The 13,245-nt window shown below is 67.9% G+C and carries 9 protein-coding genes; 4 read left to right on the top strand and 5 right to left on the bottom strand.

The window, feature by feature from the left end; translation table 11 throughout:
* Positions 1-30: 30 nt before the first annotated feature.
* Complete coding sequence (locus ASE67_RS07645; protein WP_055758694.1) at positions 31-438, bottom strand: HIRAN domain-containing protein; 408 nt, start codon at positions 436-438, stop codon at positions 31-33.
* Positions 431-1,021, bottom strand: coding sequence for an alpha-ketoglutarate-dependent dioxygenase AlkB (locus ASE67_RS07640; protein ID WP_055758691.1), 591 nt, complete (start codon positions 1,019-1,021; stop codon positions 431-433). Before ASE67_RS07640 ends, ASE67_RS07645 begins: the two co-directional genes overlap by 8 nt.
* An 87-nt stretch (positions 1,022-1,108) precedes the next feature.
* On the opposite strand from ASE67_RS07640, the gene ASE67_RS07635 reads away from it, so the two are divergent.
* Positions 1,109-1,564: an NUDIX domain-containing protein gene (locus ASE67_RS07635; protein ID WP_055758688.1), complete on the top strand. Its 456-nt coding sequence runs from the start codon at positions 1,109-1,111 to the stop codon at positions 1,562-1,564.
* A gap of 224 nt (positions 1,565-1,788) precedes the next feature.
* Here ASE67_RS07635 and araD1 read toward each other — a convergent pair whose 3' ends face one another.
* Together araD1 and ASE67_RS07625 are read right to left on the bottom strand one after the other, a co-directional pair.
* Positions 1,789-2,775, bottom strand: coding sequence for an AraD1 family protein (araD1, locus tag ASE67_RS07630; RefSeq protein WP_055758685.1), 987 nt, complete (start codon positions 2,773-2,775; stop codon positions 1,789-1,791).
* Positions 2,776-2,785: 10 nt separating this feature from the next.
* On the bottom strand, positions 2,786-4,105 hold the full coding sequence (locus ASE67_RS07625; RefSeq protein WP_055758680.1) for a sugar MFS transporter: 1,320 nt from the start codon (positions 4,103-4,105) through the stop codon (positions 2,786-2,788).
* 221 nt (positions 4,106-4,326) lie between these two features.
* Here ASE67_RS07625 and ASE67_RS07620 point away from each other — a divergent pair, with 221 nt between their 5' ends.
* From ASE67_RS07620 to ASE67_RS07605, 3 genes are all read left to right on the top strand, one after another.
* On the top strand, positions 4,327-6,117 hold the full coding sequence (locus ASE67_RS07620; RefSeq protein WP_055758677.1) for an IlvD/Edd family dehydratase: 1,791 nt from the start codon (positions 4,327-4,329) through the stop codon (positions 6,115-6,117).
* Positions 6,118-6,507: 390 nt separating this feature from the next.
* Positions 6,508-7,920, top strand: a complete 1,413-nt coding sequence (locus ASE67_RS07615) for a DUF4139 domain-containing protein (protein WP_055758674.1) — start codon at positions 6,508-6,510, stop codon at positions 7,918-7,920.
* Positions 7,921-8,189: 269 nt separating this feature from the next.
* Positions 8,190-9,716: a DUF4139 domain-containing protein gene (locus tag ASE67_RS07605; RefSeq protein WP_156348540.1), complete on the top strand. Its 1,527-nt coding sequence runs from the start codon at positions 8,190-8,192 to the stop codon at positions 9,714-9,716.
* Positions 9,717-9,782: 66 nt separating this feature from the next.
* Here the strand turns inward: ASE67_RS07605 and ASE67_RS07600 are convergent, their stop codons facing one another.
* Entirely contained in the window at positions 9,783-13,178 is a 3,396-nt protein-coding gene (locus ASE67_RS07600; RefSeq protein ID WP_055758667.1) for an acyl-[ACP]--phospholipid O-acyltransferase, read from the bottom strand.
* Positions 13,179-13,245 lie beyond the last annotated feature (67 nt).

Below are 13,245 nucleotides of genomic sequence, written 5' to 3'. Positions count from 1 at the left end.
GGGCGCGTCCCCGTCGGTTCGCAGCGGACCCTAATCCCAGTCGTCGGGCGGAACGTCGTCCGGCCAGAATTCCGGCTCCGGGTCCGCCGCTGTCGCCACGACCGCCGGTAACGTCGGCACCGCCCCGTCGAACGCCACCCGGATCGCCGCGCCCATCGGCGTCGCCTGCTGGAACAGCGCCGCGACGGCACGCCCCTGTCGCAGCATCGCGCCGATCCATGCCGCGCGATCGGCGGTCAGATAGCCGATCTGCACCCCGCGCGTGCTCACCACCATCACCGCGTTGGGATCGACCGGATTGCGCGGTTCGGGCACCAGCGCGACCGGCTCGCCCGGCGTGCACAGCAGGATTTCAAACCGGCGATTGCCCCCGCCGCGATTGGGCCCGACGCGATTCGGAAAGTCGGCCCCGACCACGTGCAGGCTCAATTCACGCAACGCCGATCTCCCGCCGGAACCGCTCGGTCAGGCTGCGAAAGGTGATCGACCAACGCGTCGCCGCCATCGGCGCGATGCCGTGTTCCCACTCCCACCGCGCATCGCCGGTCAGGTGATAGGCATCGCCCGCCACCAGATCCTGCGCAAACCGGTCGAACCCGCCCGCGCTCCGCCGCCGGAACCGCAGCGTCGCCGGCGCGCCGATTGACAGGCCGACGACATGCTCGAACACCGGCCGGTCGCGGTGCCAGCCGATCCCGGCCCCCGGATCGTAACGGATCAGCAATCCTTGCACCAACGCGTCGGCCGGCACACCCGCGACACCCGCCGCCACGTCGCGCACCGCCAGCAGCCAGTCGGGCATCGCTTCGGCCCGCCCGACCTGCCCCGCCTCGAAATCATAATGCCAGCCATAGGAGGCGGTCAGCCGGAGGCCGGTCCACTGCTGGAACCGGAAGGGGGTGAGCGGCGCGGCATCGATCGCCGCCGCCAACGCGGGCAATTGCCCGGTCGGCAGCGCGCCCGGCCGATGGGTCAGTCCGGGCAGGACCGGTTCGGCAGCAAAGAGGTCGAGTTGCGGCATCGATGGAACGCAACATGGGTCGGCGGCGTCTGTCCATCAACCAGCGGCGACGATCACGATCGCCGGTCAAGAAACGGGGACAGCTTCATGCCACAGCATAGCGCGGGCATCCTGCTATATCGTCGCACGCCGAGCCCGGCGGTGCTGCTCATCCATCCCGGCGGCCCCTATTGGGCGCGGCGACAGGTGGGGGCGTGGCAAATCCCCAAGGGCCATATCGAACCCGACGAAGCGGTCGAGGACGCCGCCCGTCGCGAGGTGGCGGAGGAACTGGGCGTCGCGGTCGTCGCCCCGCTCGCGCCCCTGGGCATGGTGCGGCAGGCGGGCGGGAAATCGGTATCGGCCTTTGCGGCCGAACAGGATGTCGACACGCAGGCGATCACCAGCATGACGTTCGAACTGGAATGGCCGCCCCGCAGCGGCCGCCGCCGCAGCTTTCCCGAAGTCGACGCCGCGCGCTGGATGCCCGTCGCCGAGGCGCGGACCATGATGTTGAAAAGCCAGTTGCCGCTATTGGACCGGATCGAGCCGTTGCTGGGATAGGATCAATTTCTCGACAAGCTCGAAACAAGCGGCAGGGGTGAGGAGAACGGAACTCTCAAAAGCGTCATTCCCGCGAAGGCGGGAATCCATATACGCCAGCGTCACCGCAAAATCCGCAACGTCAGCGCCAATGGGCTCCCGCCTCCGCAGGAGTGACGAAGGTGCCAAACCGTCGCGCACGCCTCACCCGTCATCCCGGCGAAAGCCGAGATGACCAAGCAGGCTTACAAGATTTTCACCGCCACCGGCGCGTCCGCCGCCCGCGTCAACCGGTTCCTCAGCGGCAAGGTAAACGGCGCCGCCGCAATCTCGAACACATCGCCTTCTTCCGTCCGCACCCCGTCCGAAAACGACAGCGTGGCCGTGCCGAAGAAGTGGACATGAATGTCCCCAGGCCGCCGGAACAGCGGATATTTGAAGTGATGATGTTCGAGGTTGGACAGGCTGTGCGACATGTTCGCCTCGCCCGACAGGAACGGCTTTTCCCAGATCGTCTCGCCACCGCGCACGATCCGGCTCGTCCCCTCGACATGCTCGGGCGCCGCGCCGACCAGCAATTCGGGGCCGAGCGACGCCTGACGCAGCTTGCTGTGCGCCAACCACAGATAATTGTGCCGCTCGGTCACATGGTCGGAAAATTCGTTGGCGAGCGTCAGGCCGATGCGGTGCGGCGTACCGTCGGGACCGATCAGGTAGATGCCCGCCAGCTCCGGCTCCTCGCCGCCGTCCTGCGCGAAATGCGGCATGGCGAAGTCGTCGCCCGGCGCGACCAGCTGCGTGCCGTCGCCCTTGAAGAACCATTCGGGCTGCTGCCCGACCTGGCCCGCCGCCGGCTTGCCGCCCTCGACCCCCTCCAGGAACATCAGCATCGAATCGGTCTGGGTCGCGGCTTCGGCGGCGGCGCGGTGCATCTTGTCGCGCCCCTCGGCCGAACCGAGATGAGTGAGACCGGTGCCGGTCAGGATGACGTGCGCGGCATCGTCATGGTCGATCGGCGACCCGATCGCCCCGGCATCGAGCAGCGCGGCGATATCGACCGCCTCCCCCTGCCCCGCCGCCGCGAGCGCATCGTTGATGCTGTGGCCGGCCTCGATAGCGCGGAGCGCCAACGCGCGGACGCTCTCGACACCGGGGACGATATGCGCGCCCGTATCGGTCGCGGCGATGACGGCGCGCGACGGGGCCACGCGCTGCAACAGACGGAGGGTCATCGGGGATTCCTTATGCAAAGACGTCGGGGTCGGCGGGGGTATCGGCGATCGGGTTCGTCACCTTCGATCCCCACAGCGCGTAGAAGAGGATGTACAGCTCGCACGCGGCGGTCAGCAGGAACGACCATTGCAGACCATATTTGTCGGCCAGCCAGCCCTGCACCACCACCAGCGCGCCGCCGGCGATCGCCATGATGAGCAGCCCCGACCCTTCCTCGGTCAGCGGGCCCAGCCCCTTGATGCCCAGCGTAAAGATCGTCGGGAACATGATCGAATGGAACAACCCGACCAGGATCAGCGACCACATCGCCGCCGGCCCGTGCAGGAACGTCGCGCCCAGCATCACGATGAACGCGCCGATCGAAAAGAACGCCAGTACCTTGGCCGCGTCGACCTTCTGCATCACGACGCTGCCGACGAAGCGGCCGATCATCATGCCGCCCCACAGGAAGGTCAGGTAGCGCCCGGCCAGTTCGTTGGTCACATTGGCGATGTCGGGCTGGCTGACGAAGTTCACGAACAGGTTGGCGACACCGATCTCGGCGATCAGGTAGATGAAGATCGCGGGTACGCCGAACACCAGGTTGCGGTGGTTCCACAGCGAATGCTTCTTACGTTCTTCCTTGGCGACGCGGCTGGTCGCCGATCCCATGGCGGGCAGCGGAAAGCGCGCGATGACGACCGCCAGCACGACCAGCACGACCGCGACCAGTACATAGGGCAGGATCACCGACTGCGCATCGGCCAGCCTCTCGGCCTGGGTCAGTACCGTGCCTGCCTGCGACGTGCCGCCCTTCGACCGGCCAAGGATCAGATAGGCGCCGAACAGCGGGGCGAGCATCGTGCCCGCCGAATTCATCGCCTGCACCAGATTGAGCCGCGACGACGCGGTTTCCGACGGGCCGATGACGGCGACATAGGGGTTGGCCGCGACCTGCAGCAGCGTAATGCCGCTGGCGATGACGAACAGCATGAGCAGCGTCACGCCATAGGACGGCAGGCTGGCGGCCAGCACCATGCCCAACGCGCCCGCCGCCATGACGAGCAGCCCGATGACCAGCGATTTCTGATACCCGATCCGCTCGATCAGCTTGGCCGAGGGGATCGACGCGACGAAATAGGCGATGAACCACACACTCTCGATCAGCGTGGTCTGGGTATAGTTCAGGTCGAACACGCTGCGCAGGTGCGGCAGCAGCGTGTTGTTGATGACGGTGATGAACCCCCACATGAAGAACAGGCTGGCCAGCAGCGTCAGCGCGGGCGCGTAGCTGGCTCCGGCGGGGGCTGGCGTGCCCCCAACGGAGCGCGCGGAAATCGGGGCCGGCATCCTGGTCTTCTCCCTATTTGGTGGCATGGCGGGACGGTTTGTTCCGTCGCATCGCTTGCCCAATTCGATTTTGTCTGACTATATATGCCAACGCACGGCGTCAACGGCGCTTGGGGGATGCGGACGGGGGTGAAGGTTCGGGACACCGAATCGCACCACGGCGCGCGTCTCACCTGTCCTGAGCCGCCGTGCCCACACCCTCTTGGTGAACCGGAACTTCGATGACCGACATGCCTTCGCTGCGCAGCCGCGCATGGTTCGACAATCCCGACAATATCGACATGACGGCATTGTATATCGAACGGTATCTGAACTTCGGGCTCTCCCAGGAAGAGCTGCAGTCGGGCAAGCCGATCATCGGCATCGCCCAGACCGGCTCCGACCTGTCGCCCTGCAACCGCCACCACCTCGTCCTCGCCGAACGGCTGCGCGAGGGCATCCGCGAAGCGGGCGGCATCGTGCTGGAATTTCCGGTCCACCCAATCCAGGAAACCGGCAAGCGCCCGACCGCCGGGCTCGACCGCAACCTGGCCTATCTGGGGCTGGTCGAGGTACTGTACGGCTATCCGCTCGACGGCGTGGTGCTGACGATCGGCTGCGACAAGACGACGCCCGCCTGCCTGATGGCCGCCGCGACCGTGAACATCCCCGCCATCGCGCTGTCGGTCGGCCCGATGCTGAACGGCTGGCACAAGGGCGAGCGCACCGGATCGGGCACGATCGTGTGGAAGGCGCGCCAGATGCTGGCCGCCGGAGAGATCGACAACAAGGAATTCATCCGCCTCGTGTCGTCCTCCGCCCCGTCGACCGGCTATTGCAACACGATGGGCACGGCGACGACGATGAACTCGCTGGCCGAGGCGCTGGGCATGCAGCTCCCCGGTTCGGCCGCGATCCCCGCGCCCTATCGCGATCGGCAGGAGATCGCGTACCGCACGGGCCTGCGCATCGTCGACATGGTGCGTGAGGACCTGAAGCCGTCGCAGATTCTGACCAAGGATGCCTTCCACAACGCGATCAAGGTCAATTCGGCGATCGGCGGGTCGACCAACGCGCCGATCCACCTTGCCGCCATTGCCCGCCATATCGGCGTCGACCTGCCGATCGAGGATTGGCAGGAACAGGGGCACAAGGTACCGTTGCTGGTGAACCTGCAACCCGCCGGCGAATATCTGGGCGAGGATTATTACCGCGCGGGCGGCGTGCCCGCCGTCGTCAAGGAACTGATGGGCCAGGGCCTGATCGCCGAAGACGCGCTGACCGTGAACGGCAAGTCGATCGGCGAAAACTGCCGCGACGCGGTGATCGAGGATGAGAAGGTCATCCGCCCGTTCGATCAGCCGCTGAAGACCGATGCCGGCTTCATCGTGCTGAAGGGCAATCTGTTCGACGCGGCGGTGATGAAGACCAGCGTCATCGGCCCCGAATTCCGCGAACGCTATCTGTCCAACCCGAACGATCCCGAAGCGTTCGAAGGGCCGGCGGTCGTATTCGACGGGCCGGAGGACTACCACCACCGCATCGACGATCCCGCACTCGGCATCACGCCGGAAACGCTCATGTTCATGCGCGGCGCCGGGCCGATCGGCTATCCGGGCGCGGCCGAGGTCGTGAACATGCGCCCGCCGGCCTACCTCATCACCGAGGGCGTGAGCGCGCTCCCCTGCATCGGCGACGGTCGCCAGTCGGGCACGTCGGGCAGCCCGTCGATCCTGAACGCTTCGCCCGAAGCGGCGGCGGGCGGTGGCCTCGCGCTGCTGCGCACCGGCGACCGCGTGCGGATCGACCTGGGCCAGGGCCGCGCCGACGTGCTGCTGTCAGACGAGGAACTGGCGCAGCGCCGACAGGAGCTGGAGGCCGCCGGCGGGTACCAGTATCCGGCGTCGCAGACCCCGTGGCAAGCGATCCAGCGTTCGGTCGTCGGCCAGATGTCGACCGGCGCGATCCTCGAAGGCTCCGAAGCGTTCCAGCAGATCGCCCAGACGCAGGGATTGCCGCGCGACAACCACTGAGGGGCCATTGGGGCGCGATGGTCCTAATTCCCAACCGTTCGTGCTGAGTAGAGACTGAGCGAAGCCGAAGGCTCGTATCGAAGCACCGCCATGGTCCTTCGATACGCCGCTTCGACGTCGCTCAGCGGCTACTCAGGACAAACGGAGTGAGTAGGCACGCCTCCCGCTCTCCCACCCACCCCGTTCGGTTCGAGCAGCTTCGAGCCTGTCGAGAAGCGTCCGTCGAGAACGCCCTACTTGGGGCAACCCCTTCTCGACTTCGGTTCTCGACAAGCTCGAACCTGCGCTCGAAGCAAACGGGGAGTGGACAAGGGGAGGGAGGATCCAACCCCGTCTTGCCAACGCAACATCCCCCGGCCAAACTCTCCCGAAACAACAGGGGGATGGACCGTGAAACCGAACTGGCTGCTGCTGGCGAGCCTCCTCGCCCCCCTGCCCGCGCTGGCGCAGGACGCCAGCACGCCCACCGCGATCGCGCCCTCCGCGCAGGGCGACGTCTCGGTCACCATCTATAATGGCGACGTCGCGCTGGTGCAGGACGTCCGCCCGCTCGACCTGCGCTCGGGCACCGTGCGACAGGACTTCCCCGACGTCAGCGCGCAGATCCGCCCCGAAACCGTCTCGCTCGCGGTCCCCGACGCACGCATCGTCGAACAGAATTTCGACTTCGACCTCCTCTCCCCCTCCAGCCTGATGGAAAAGGCGGTGGGGGAGACCATCACGTTGCTGCGCACCAACCCCGCCACCGGCGCCGAATCGCGCGAACGGGCAAAGGTGCTGGCGGTGAATGGCGGCGTCGTGCTGCAGATCGGCGACCGGATCGAGGTACTGCGCGACGACGGCCTGCCGGTCCGCGCGATCTTTGACAAGGTGCCGCCGTCGCTGCGCGCCCGCCCCACCCTGTCGGTCACGCTCGACAGCGCCCGTAGCGGCACCCGCCCGGCGACGCTCTCCTATCTCAGCCGGGGTCTGGGCTGGAAAGCCGATTATGTCGCGCTGCTCGACCGCAAGAGCGGCACGATCGACGTACAGGGCTGGATCACGCTCACCAACACTACCGGCACGACCTTCACCAACGCGCGCACGCTGCTGGTCGCCGGGGAAGTCGGGTCGAGCGACGACGAGGACGTGTACCCGCCCCGCCCCCCGCGCCGCCGGCCGCTCCAGCAACCCGGCACCGAAACCGCGAACCGCGAACAGCTGGGCGATTTCTACCTCTATCCGCTGCCCGAACGCACCACGATCGCCGACAAGCAGACCAAGCAGGTCAGCTTCCTCGACGTGAAGGGCGCGGCGGCGACCACCGGCTATCGCTTCGTCAACAACTGGCTCGGCACCACGCAGCAGCCCGCCAGCGCCCAGAGCATCGTCCGCTTCAGCAATGCGGCGAAGGGCGGCCTCGGCGACGCGCTCCCCGCCGGCACGATCCGCGTCTATATGCGCGACGCGCGCGGCCAGCCGCAATTCACCGGCGAGGCGGCGATCGACCATACGCCGCAGGGGTCGAAGATCGCGCTGGCCACCGGCGACGCGTTCGACGTGAAGGTCCGCGCCGTCGTCGAAAGCCGTACCCGCATCAACGCCAATCGCTGGCAGACGAAGATGCGCTACACCCTCACCAACGCCATGCCGGGCGCGGTGACCGTGGAACTGGCGCAGGCCGGGCTGGACTGGAGCGACACCCGCATCCCCGAACAGAGCCGTCCGAGCGAGCGGGCCGATGCCGGGCAGGCGGTGTGGCAGGTACCGGTCCCCGCCAACGGATCGACCACCGTCACCGCGACCTTCGACACGCGCTACTGATGCGCAGGCAGTGCCGGATAGTGCGGACGGCGGACAGCCCGCCCGGCAAGGTGCCGTACCCCCGCGCAGGCGGGGGTCCAAGGTTGTCGGGCGCAGCGGCCAGTGAGCTTGGCTCTCGCCCTCCGCCTGCGCGGGGGTACGGAACAAGGGACCGCCGTTTTGCGACGAGCTACCAGACCGCCGTCGCAATCCTCCTCGCCACCGCCGCCACGCCGCTGGCAGCACGGGACATCACCCCTGTCCGTACCCCGGCGAAGGCCGGGGCCCAGTTGGGGAACGCCGATAACGGATCGCAACCGTCGCCCAACTGGACCCCGGCCTCCGCCGGGGTACGATCAGGTGAAATCAGCGACACGGTCACCTCCCCCGCACCACAGACCATCGCCGTCACCCTCTACCGCGCGCCCTATCGCTCCCCGCGGGAGGCGATGAACCTGCGCAATCTTCAAGGCTATGCGCTGGTCACCGAAACCCGCCGCGTCACCCTGCCGCGTGGCCGATCGGTGCTACGGTTCGAAGGGGTCGCCGGCGGCATCATCCCCGTCAGCGCGGTGGTCGAGGGCCTGCCCGGCGGCACGGTCGAGAAGAACCGCGACGCGCGCGTCCTGTCGCCCGCCGCGCTGGTCGACGGCACGCTCGGCAACCGCGTCACGCTGCGCCGGACCGATCGGCGGAGCGGCGTGGTGCGCGAAGAGGAGGCGACGATCCTGTCCGGCCCGACCGGCGGCGTGGTCGTACGGACGCCGAACGGCGTGGAGGCGCTGGGCTGTGCCGGCCTCGCCGACAGCCTGAAATACGCCCGCATCCCCGCGAACCTTGCCGCGAAACCGGTGCTGAGCGTCACCACCGACAGTCCGGCGCGCCGCACCGTGACCGTGCGCCTCTCCTATCTCGCCACCGGTTTCGACTGGTCGGCCAGCTATGTCGGGACGCTCAACGGCGACCGGCTGGACCTGTTCGCCTGGACCACGCTGGCCAACAGCAATGCAGAGGGGTTTGCCGATGCCGAGGTGCAGGTCGTCGCCGGCCGCCTGAACCGCGAACGCGTCGATCAGGTCCGGGCGGCGGCGACCGGGCTGCAACTGCGCTGCTATCCGCTCGGCACCACCACCTCCGACCTGCGCAGCGAACAGTTCGAAATGGCGGAAGAGATTATCGTCACCGCTTCGCGCATGGGCATCCCGCCACCCCCGCCCCCGCCGATGGCAGGCCCCCCGGCTCCACCCGCCCCGATGGCGCCCCCAGCCCCCGAAAATCTGGGTGACGTGAAACTATACCGCCTCCCCGGCCGCACGACCGTCACGGCAAAGGGCCAGAAACAGGTCGCGCTGCTGCGGCAGGACGGCGTCGCCTATACCCGCATCTATCGCCGCCGCATTCCCATCGCCCAGCCGATCGACGGCGGCGCGCTCGACATCGCGCTACGGGTAAAGAACGAAAAGGCCGATGGCCTCGGCATCCCCCTGCCCGCCGGCACCACCGCGCTCTACGCGCCGCGCGGCGACACTACGCTGCTGGTCGGCACCGGCACGATGACCGACCGGGCGGAGGGCGAGACGCTGCTGATCGGCGCGGGTAGCAGCCGACAGGTGCTGGTGACCCAGACTCCGCTTCCCGGTCGGGCCGCGCGGCTGACCGTCACCAACGCCCGCAAGGTGCCAGTCGATGTTGAACTGCCGATCGGCTATCCCGGCGGAAAGGTGGAAGCGGCCGGGCTGGAACGGATCGACGGCGTCCCGACCTGGCGGGTGACGATCGCGCCGGGTGACACCGCGACGCTCGACTATCGGTTCTGAAGACCGCCCTTATCCCCACCGTCACCCCGGGCTGGACCCGGGGTGACGAGAAGGAGGGGGCAAATCCTACCCAGCCGCCATCGCCCCCATCGTCACATAATCCAGCTTGCCCGTGCCCAGCACCGGCAGGCTCGCCACCACCCGCACATCGCGCGGCAGCGCCAGTTCGGACACGCCGTTCGCCCGGCCCCACGCCGACAGCTCCGCTGCCGCCGCCCCGGCCTGCGTGGTGAACAGCACCAGCTGCTCGCCCTTGCGCGCATCCGGCCGCGTGACGACGGCATGTTCGCCCCCTGGCCAGAGCTTCGCCGCATAGCCCTCGACCGCCGGCAGCGACACCATTTCGCCGCCGATCTTGGCAAAGCGCTTGGCCCGGCCGCGGATCGTCACGAAGCCGCTGTCGTCGATCGTCACGATATCGCCGGTATCGTGCCAGCCCTCCTCGGGCGGCTGGACCACGCCGGGCGCATCGACCTTCAGATAGCCGGCCATGATGTTCGGCCCCCGGATCGCCAGCCTTGCGCCCTCCTCGATCCCCGGAACCGGCTCCAGCCGTGCCTCGATTCCCGGCAGCATCCGCCCGACGCTGCCGGCGCGGAAGTGCATCGGCGTGTTGACCGCGATCACCGGGGCGGCCTCGGTCGCGCCATAGCCCTCGAGGATGCGCAAGCCGAACTTCTCGGCATAGGCGGCACGCGTCTCCGGCCGCACCCGCTCCGCCCCGGCAAAGATGTAGCGCAGCGCGTAGAAGTCATAGCCATGCGCCATCCGCGCATAGCCCGACAGGAAGGTATCGGTCCCGAACAGGATCGTCGCATTGGCGTCGTACGCCAGCGCCGGCACGATCCGGTAATGCAGCGGGCTGGGATACAGCACCGTCTTCACCCCCGACAGGATCGGCAGCAACGTCCCCCCGGTCAGGCCGAAACTGTGGAACACCGGCAGCGCGTTCAGCACCACGTCGGCGCGGTTGAAATCGATCCGCGACGACAGCTGCAGGCAGTTGGCCAGCAGGTTGCGATGGGTCAGCACCACCCCCTTCGGCACCCCCTCCGACCCGCTGGTGAACAGGATGACCGCCGGCGCATCCGCCGCCACCCGCTGTCGCCGATGCAGCCGCCCGGCCATGCGCGAGCGGACCAGCGCCATGACCTTTGCCCCGGCCCCGATGGTCTCCCGAATATCCTCCAGATAGCGGACGGCGATCCCCTCACCCGCCAGCCCGGTGACGACCTCGCCCAGCTTCGCCTGCTCGACGAACGCCCGCGCCGTCACGATCGTGCGGATCTGCGCCGCCGTGCACGCCGCGCGCAGGTTGGCGAGGCCGGCGGTATAGTTCAGCATCGCCGGCACGCGGCCCGTCGCCTGCAACGCAAAGAAGGTCACGACCACGCCGCCCACGTTGGGCAGCAGCACGCCGACCGCCTCCCCCTGCGTCGTACCGATGGTAAGTGGCCGGGCCAACGCCTGCGTCCCCGTGACCAGCCGGTCATAGGTCAGGGCAACACGCTGCACATCCTCGACCACGCCCATGCCCGCCCCGTGCAGGTGCCGCGCATCGATCAGCGCGTCGTACAGCGTGCGGTCGGTATCCGAGGTGGCGAAGATCATCTCGCTCATCACGTCGTACAGCCGCCGCCCGGCAATCGCCCGCCGCTCGCGCGCGCTCAACCCCTCGGGCAACGCAAACCGGCGCGGCGGCAGCACGGTCAGTTCGATCTTCGGGAACCAGTGCAGCCGTGCCTTTCCCTTCAGGCGCGAGAAACGGCTATATTGCGCGCCGTCGATCCTGACCGGCACGATCGGCGCATCGGCACGGTCGGCGACCATGCCGGGGCCGTCGAAAATCTTCATCAGCGCGCCGGTGACGGTGATCCGCCCTTCGGGGAAGATCACCAGCGTCCGCCCCTCGCGCACCGCCTTCACCATCGCCTTGGCCGACATCGGATTGGTCGGATCGACCGGGAAGGCGTCGAACAGCTTCAGCAGCGGCTGCATCCACCATGCCCGCGCGAACCGGCTATGGATCGCAAAGGTCGGCTTGCCCGGCAGGAACGCGGCCAGCAGCAGCCCGTCGAGGAACGAGACGTGGTTGACCACCACCACCGCCCGCGCGCCCGGTGCCGGCATGTTTTCCGCACCGGCCACCTCGACACGGTAGGCAAGGCGCAGCGCCATCCGCACGACGGCCTTGAACACCGTCTCGGGCAGCAGCCAGCACGAGATCAGCGCGATCGACAGCGTGGCAAAGCCCAGCGCGCCGAAGATGCCGGCGACACTGCTCCCGCCCGCCAGCATCGCCGTCACCACCGCGACCATCAACACGGTGACGATCGCGTTGATGACGTTGTTCGCCGCGATGATCTGCGACCGCTTTTCGGGCGCGCTCCACGTCTGGAGGATGGCGTAGAGCGGCACGACGAACACCCCGCCCGACAGCGCGATGCCCGCCAGGTCGACCAGCATATGCCAGCTGCCCGGCGTCGCGAGGAACGCGGCGATGTCCGCCCCCGGCGTCTCCACGACGAACCGCCCGCTGGTCAGCCACAGGTCGATCAGGAACACCGACAGCCCGATCGCGGCGACCGGCACGTAACGCGCCGACACCTCGCCCTTCAGCAGCCGGTTGACCAGCAGCGACCCCGCCGCGACCGACAGGCTGAACACCGCGAGGAACAGCGTCACGACCTCCGGCGCGGCGTTGAGCGTGCCCGCGACCAGCGGCGCGAACTCCGACAGCACCACCGCCCCGACCGAAAAGAACCAGCTGATCCCGAGGATCGCCAGCCACACCCCGCGCCCGCCATGAGCCGCGCGCAAAATCGCGGCAGTGCTGCGGAACGGGTTCAGGTCGATCCGCATGTCCGGCGCCGCCGACGACGCGCTCGGCACTGCCAGCGCCGCGAGGAACCCCAGCACCGCAAAGCCGAACGCGGCAACGCCTGCTTCCCATGGTGGAATGATCCCGCCCAGCAGCTGTCCCGTCAGGATCGCGACGAACGTCCCCGCCTCGACCAGGCCGGTACCGCCCATCAGCTCATGGGGGCGCAGATGCTGCGGCAGGATCGAATATTTGACCGGGCCAAAAACGGTCGAATGCACCCCCATCAGAAACAGACAGGTCAGCAGCACCGGCACCGATTCGAACCAGAACCCGGCCAGCGCCAGCGCCATGATGGCGATCTCCGCGCCCTTCACTGCACGGATCAGCCACGCCTTGTTCCACGCATCGGCCATCTGCCCGGCGAGCCCTGAAAACAGGAAATAGGGCAGGATGAACAGGCCGGTGGAAATGGTCGCCAGCGTCGCCGCCTTCGCCGGATCGGCGCGGTACAGCGTGAAATTGGCGAGGAACAGCAGCGCGAACTTCAGCAGATTGTCGTTCATCGCCGTCAGGAACTGCACCGTGAAGAGCGGTGCGTAGCGACGCCGGGCCAGCAACGAGAAATCAGGTGCGGACATGCATTCCCCTCGATCGGGTTCGAACCCGGTCCGGACGCGGACATGCCATAACCGCCATTCGCACCGT

Origin of the sequence: Sphingomonas sp. Leaf23 (assembly GCF_001421585.1) — a bacterium.
In the GTDB taxonomy this organism is placed as follows: domain Bacteria; phylum Pseudomonadota; class Alphaproteobacteria; order Sphingomonadales; family Sphingomonadaceae; genus Sphingomonas.
Note: the sequence above shows the minus strand (reverse complement) of the source record. Positions and strands in the feature narration are given on the sequence as shown.